Here is a 6,113-nt window from a genome sequence, read left to right as displayed (position 1 = left end):
TGGAAGCGGCTCTGCACGAGGCCATCGGTTGGATTACTAGCCAAGATGCGCGCAACTGGTTTGACCACTGTGGGTATCACACTCAACCAGCTAAATGAACGGACGAACCGTTCACGAATCCGCTATAGGTCGAATATTTACCTTGCCGCCTATTATGTGCAAAGCACGTAATCCGGCTGTAAACCGGATAGGATCGGCTCTATACTGAAAACATTGATTATCGCGCAATAGCCTTGGTTAGTGTACTAAAATATACACCGAAATCACCCATCCAGGCTCGTTTTCTGCCGCCCGCCCGAATCCGTACCTTTGTAGTCAGTGAGCTGCTCGTGGTTTGTTGCCAGCACAATCCTGACAACGAACCACCGAGCAACCGGCAACTGACAACCCGCAACTCGTAACTGATGAAAATATCCCTCGACTGGCTCCGCACGCTCATTCCTACCGATAAACCCGCCGAGGAGATTGGCAAGCTGCTGACCGGCTCCGGGCTGGAGGTGGAAGGCATTGAGGAGCTGGAAAGCGTACCCGGCGGCCTGCGCGGCGTGGTGCTGGGCACCGTGCTCACCCGCGAAAAGCACCCCGACGCCGACAAGCTCAGCGTTACCACCGTGGACGTGGGCGACGGCACCATCCGCCAGATTGTGTGCGGCGCCCCCAACGTGGCCGCCGGCCAGCGCGTGGTAGTAGCCCTCGATGGGGCCGTGCTACACCCTTCCGAAGGCGAGCCGTTCAAAATCAAGAAGTCCAAAATCCGGGGCTTGGCTTCCGAGGGCATGATCTGCGCCGAGGACGAAATCGGCCTGGGCCAGTCGCACGCCGGCATTATGGTGCTCGATACCGACCTGCCCAACGGCACGCCCGCCGCCGAGTACTTCGGCCTGGGCTCCGACTCGGTCCTAGAAATCGGCCTGACCCCGAACCGCGCCGACGCCGCCTCGCACTACGGCGTGGCCCGGGAGCTGCGCGCTTTGCTGCGCCAGCCCTGCCACCTGCCCGACATCAGCGGCTTCCACGCCCCGGCCACGGCCACCGCTCCCATCACAGTAACCTTGGAAGATGCCGCCGCGGCCCCGCGCTACGCCGGTTTGCTGCTCGAAAACGTGCAGGTAGGCCCCTCGCCCGAATGGTTGCAGCGCCGCCTGCGCAGCATCGGCCTTTCGCCCATCAACAACGTGGTGGACGTGACCAACTTCGTGCTGCACGAGCTGGGCCAGCCGTTGCACGCCTTCGACGCCGACCAGATCAGCGGCAACCAGGTGCGCGTGAAGCGGGCAGAAGCTTGGGATAAGCTGACCACGTTGGATGGGGTTGAGCGAGAATTGAACTATGGTGATTTGATCATTGCTGATGGTACAGGGACACCAATGGCTTTAGCTGGTGTATTCGGAGGTGCTCATTCAGGCGTGACAAATTCTACCACTCGTGTATTCCTCGAGAGTGCTTACTTCGAGCCTAGTGTTGTTCGACTGACGTCACAGGATCATAAGCTCAAAACCGACGCCTCCTTCCGCTTCGAGCGGGGCACCGACCCGAACATGGTGCTCATCGGATTGAAGCGGGCGGCTCTGCTGCTGCAGGAAGTGGCCGGCGCTACCGTGGCCGCCCCCGTGGTGGATGAGTACCCCGCCCACATCGGCCATACGCCGGTGCGCCTGCGCCTGCCCCGCGTGGAGAAGCTGGTAGGCCAGTTCATTGCCCCCGAGCGCATCCGCCAGATCCTGACTGACCTCGACATCCTCATTTCGGAAGAGCTGACCGACGAGGCCGGCCACGCCGAGTGGATTCTGTCGGTGCCGCCGCATAAGGTGGACGTGACCCGCGAGGCCGACGTGATTGAGGAAATCCTGCGCATCTACGGCTACAACCACGTGGCCCTGCGCCCCCACAACTCGGCCACGTACCTGGCCCAGTTCCCCAACCCCGACCCCGAAATTATCCGTCAGAACACGGCCCGTTTGCTTAGCGGCCAGGGTTTCTCGGAAATCATTACCAACTCCATCACCAACTCGCTCTACTTCGAGAAGGAAGGGGAGAAGGACGAGACGCTGGTGCGCCTGCTCAACTTCAACAGCGCCGAGCTGAACATTATGCGGCCCACGCTGCTGCACAGCGGCCTGGAGGTAATTCGCCACAACGTGAACCGCCGCCAGCGCGACCTGAAGCTGTACGAGTTCGGCAAGGCCTACCGCCAGAAGGCCGGCGGCCAGTACGAGGAGTACAACAAGCTCGTCATTTACCTCACCGGCAACACCGCCGCCGAAACCTGGCAGCAGAAGTCGGACAAGAGCAGCTTCCACCAGCTGGCCGGCGCGGTGCAACAGGTGCTGGCCTCGCTGGGCTTCCCGCAGCCTGCCTCGCAGCCGGTGCAGCACCCGTACCTGGCCGGTGGCCTCACGCTGCTGGCCCAGAACCAGCCGGTAGCCCAGCTGGGCGCGGTATCAACGGCCATCCTGAAGCGCCTCGACGTGAGCCAGCCCGTGTGGTATGCTGAGCTGGACTGGGACTGGCTGATGCGCAAGTACAAGAACGCACTGGTGGCCCGCGAGCTGCCCAAGTTCCCGGAAGTGCGCCGCGACCTGTCGCTGGTGGTGGATAAAACCGTGACCTTCGACCAGCTCCAGCAGATTGCCCGTCGCACCGAGAAGAAACTCCTGCAGCAGGTGAACGTGTTCGACGTGTACGAAGGCGACAACCTGGGCCAGGGCAAGAAGTCCTACTCCGTGAGCTTCCTGCTCCAGGACCCCGCCCAAACCCTCACCGACCAGGCCATCGACTCAGTAATGAACCGCCTCATACAGCAGTTCGAGCAGCAGGCCGGGGCGCTGATTCGGAAGTAAAATCAGTTACGAGTTTCCGGTTGCCGGTTACCAGTGGCAGATTAGTTATAATTTGACCCGGTAACTGGCAACCAGTAACTCCTGACTGGCAACTGGTAACTGGAAACTCGCAACCCAAAAAAATGGCATCCACCCAGCAGCTTGCGCAACTCGACCGCCTGGAGCGGCAGGTGACCACCTTAGTGGCTGCCTATCAGCAGTTGCGCGAGGAGCTGGCCGATTCGCAGACCACCATTCAGCAACTCCAGGCCGACGTGCGCGACCGGGAGCGGCAGTTGAAGGATTTCCAGAATCAGGAGAATATCACTAAACTTGTCAATACCATAGCCGGGGAACCGGCCAATGTCAACGAGCTGAAACTTCGCCTCAACGAATACATCCGAGAAATAGATAAGTGCCTTGCCTATTTGAGGGAGTAACCACCACCATACCAACCCCACCGCCCACTGGCTACTGATGTCCGAATTATCCATCAAAATCCGCGTTGCCGACCGGGACTACCCCATGCGGGTAAGCCCTGAGGACGAGGAGCGCCTGCGCCTGGCAGGCCGGCTGCTGAACGAGCGGCTGAAGGAATTTCGGGAACAGTACGGCATTCAGGACAAGCAGGATTTGCTGGCCATGATTGCCTTATCAACAATGGCTGACCGCCTGAAGGTCACGAAGGAAAAGGATGGGACCGATGCGGCTCTGACCGAGCGCCTCGCGCGCCTGGACAAGCTGTTGTCGGGAATGGTGCTGGTGTAGCCGAGAGCGGCTTGCCGCCACGCGAAGGAGCAGCCCGAGCAGGGCGGGGCAAACGGCCCCGCTGCCTGCGCGGGCATTGGCGTTTCTACGGAGCTATGGGTTTCTTCCTTCCTTTAACCCCCCTTTATAGCTCATGTCCGAACCTCTCTATATTGTCCTGGCTGCCGTGCTTGCCCTCGTGGTGGGCGTGGTACTAGGGCGCCTGCTGGCTGGCAAAGCCCGGCAGGACCACGAAGCCGACGCCAAAGCCCGGGCCCAGCAGCTGCTGGCCGAGGCCGAAGCCCAGGCCACCCGCACCCGCGACGAGCGGATTCAGCAGTCGAAAGATAAATTCCGCACCCTCAAGCAGGAATTCGAACAGGAAAGCCGCCGCCAGAAGCAGGCCCTCGACCAGGAACTGACCGAGCGCCGCGCCGCCGTAGTGGAGCAGGAGCAGAGTATCAAGCAGCTCAGCCTCACCACCCAGAAGCAGCTGGAGCAGATTCAGCGCAAGGAAAAAGAGCTGGATGCCACCCGGGAACGAATTGAAACCCAGGCCCAGCAGCAGCGCGAAAAGCTGGAAGCCCAGGAGGAAAAGCGCAAAGCCACCCTCGAAAATCAGCTGGCCAAGCTGGAGCAGCGCGAGCAGGAAGTGGAGCAGGAGCTGGAGGAAACCCGCCAGCAGCTGAGCGAGAAAATTCAGTTGGTAACCACCCAGCTCGAAACCATTTCGGGCCTCACGGCTGCCGAAGCCCGCGAGCAGCTGGTGGAAAGCCTCAAGAACGAAGCCCAGATTCAGGCCAGTTCCTACATCAAGGACGTGGTGGCCCAGGCCAAGCTCACAGCCACCAAAGACGCCAAGAAAGTAGTGCTGGAAACCATTCAGCGCACTGCCGCCGAGCACGCTATTGAAAACTGCGTGAGCATTTTCAACATCGAGTCCGACGACGTGAAGGGTAAGATTATCGGCCGCGAGGGCCGGAACATCCGGGCCCTGGAAGCCGCTACCGGCGTCGAAATCATCGTGGACGACACGCCCGAGGCCATCATCATCTCGGGTTTTGACCCCGTGCGCCGCGAGGTAGCCCGCCTGAGCCTGCACCTGCTGGTGAAGGATGGCCGCATCCACCCGGCCCGCATCGAGGAGATTGTGGCCAAAACCCGCAAGAACATCGACGAGGAAATCGTGGAAATTGGGGAGAAAACCATCATCGACCTAGGTATCCACGGCCTGCACCCCGAGCTGATCAAGATGGTGGGCCGCATGCGCTTCCGCTCATCGTACGGCCAAAACCTGCTGCAGCATAGCCGCGAAGTAGCCAACCTCTGCGCCACCATGGCCGCCGAGCTGGGCCTGAACGTGAAGCACGCCAAGCGCGCCGGCCTGCTCCACGACATCGGTAAAGTAAGCACCGAGGAGCCCGAGCTGCCCCACGCCATCCTGGGCATGGAAATGGCCAAGAAGTACAAGGAGCACCCCGACGTGGTCAACGCCATTGGTGCCCACCACGACGAGATGGAAATGACGGCCATGATTTCGCCTTTGGTGCAGGCCTGCGACGCCATTTCCGGCTCGCGCCCCGGTGCCCGCCGCGAGATGATGGAAAGCTACATCAAGCGCCTGAAGCAGCTGGAAGAAACCGCCAACGGCTTCAAAGGCGTGAACCAGTGCTTCGCCATTCAGGCCGGCCGTGAGCTGCGTGTGATGGTGGACGCCGAGAACGTAACCGACGAACGGGCGGCCGAGCTGAGCTACGAAATCTCGCAGAAAATCGAGAAGGAAATGCAGTATCCCGGCCAGATCAAAATCACCGTTATCCGCGAAATGCGCGCCGTGGCCTACGCCAAGTAGCCAGTCTGCCGTTCCGCATACAAAAACCGCCCCCGTAGCCTTGGCTGCGGGGGCGGTTTTGCGTTGGTGGCGTGCGGCTCTTACATTCCCATATCTGCTTCGGCAAGTCGCAGGAACTTGACTGTACCATCTATGTACAATGCGTATTTCAATAGGATTCCGTAGTCGGAATCAGGGTAGCCCATGAACGTCGTCACGACAAACTGTTTATTTTTCTGACTAACCGTTATTCTGGTGGTACCCAAAAGCATATTTTCCCAATCCCTGCCTACGGCTACTGATCCTTTAGCATTATTCAGTTGGCCACTGAATAATGATTTACTTACCACTATATTTTTGATGCTTTCATCCGGAGAAGTCAACTGAATGTTTATCAATCTATTTTGATATAGGTAAATGAGCTTTTGATCTGCAACAGTATCTGCAACCTCATACTTGCCGGAACAGAATAGGCTGCATTTTACACGATATGTTTTGCCTGAGCTTTGTAGGCGGGCATATGCAATATCCTTATTGGCAGAACAGGGTAACCTCTCCTTTTTATAGGAATTTGATGCCGTCTTGTGCACCGTTTGACCGACAACAGGTGTCCACAGAAGCAACATGAGTAGAAGAGTGCGTGTATGTATGTGTATCGAAGGTACTACGCTACCTACCACTGCCAGGGCACAGAAGAGTCTGACGAATTGCCGCAT

Annotated in this window: 5 protein-coding genes; 4 read left to right on the top strand and 1 reads right to left on the bottom strand. The window is 58.9% G+C overall.

The features are described from left to right. Positions 1 to 404 precede the first annotated feature (404 nt). The 4 genes from pheT to rny all read left to right on the top strand — a co-directional run bounded on the left by pheT (position 405) and on the right by rny (position 5,418). A complete protein-coding gene (gene pheT, locus EI291_RS12655; protein WP_125420404.1) occupies positions 405 to 2,840 on the top strand; it encodes a phenylalanine--tRNA ligase subunit beta in 2,436 nt (811 codons plus the stop codon). 122 nt (positions 2,841 to 2,962) lie between these two features. Further along, positions 2,963 to 3,259: a hypothetical protein gene (locus EI291_RS12650; protein ID WP_125420402.1), complete on the top strand. Its 297-nt coding sequence runs from the start codon at positions 2,963 to 2,965 to the stop codon at positions 3,257 to 3,259. Positions 3,260 to 3,296: 37 nt separating this feature from the next. Further along, entirely contained in the window at positions 3,297 to 3,587 is a 291-nt protein-coding gene (locus tag EI291_RS12645; RefSeq protein ID WP_125420400.1) for a cell division protein ZapA, read from the top strand. Between the two features lie 133 nt (positions 3,588 to 3,720). Next, positions 3,721 to 5,418: a ribonuclease Y gene (rny, locus tag EI291_RS12640; RefSeq protein WP_125420398.1), complete on the top strand. Its 1,698-nt coding sequence runs from the start codon at positions 3,721 to 3,723 to the stop codon at positions 5,416 to 5,418. 80 nt (positions 5,419 to 5,498) lie between these two features. Here the strand turns inward: rny and EI291_RS12635 are convergent, their stop codons facing one another. Beyond that, a complete protein-coding gene (locus tag EI291_RS12635; protein ID WP_125420396.1) occupies positions 5,499 to 6,023 on the bottom strand; it encodes a hypothetical protein in 525 nt (174 codons plus the stop codon). Between the last annotated feature and the right edge of the window lie 90 nt (positions 6,024 to 6,113).

Source organism: Hymenobacter rigui, from assembly GCF_003944715.1.
In the GTDB taxonomy this organism is placed as follows: domain Bacteria; phylum Bacteroidota; class Bacteroidia; order Cytophagales; family Hymenobacteraceae; genus Hymenobacter; species Hymenobacter rigui.
This window is presented reverse-complemented; position numbering and strand designations above follow the sequence as displayed.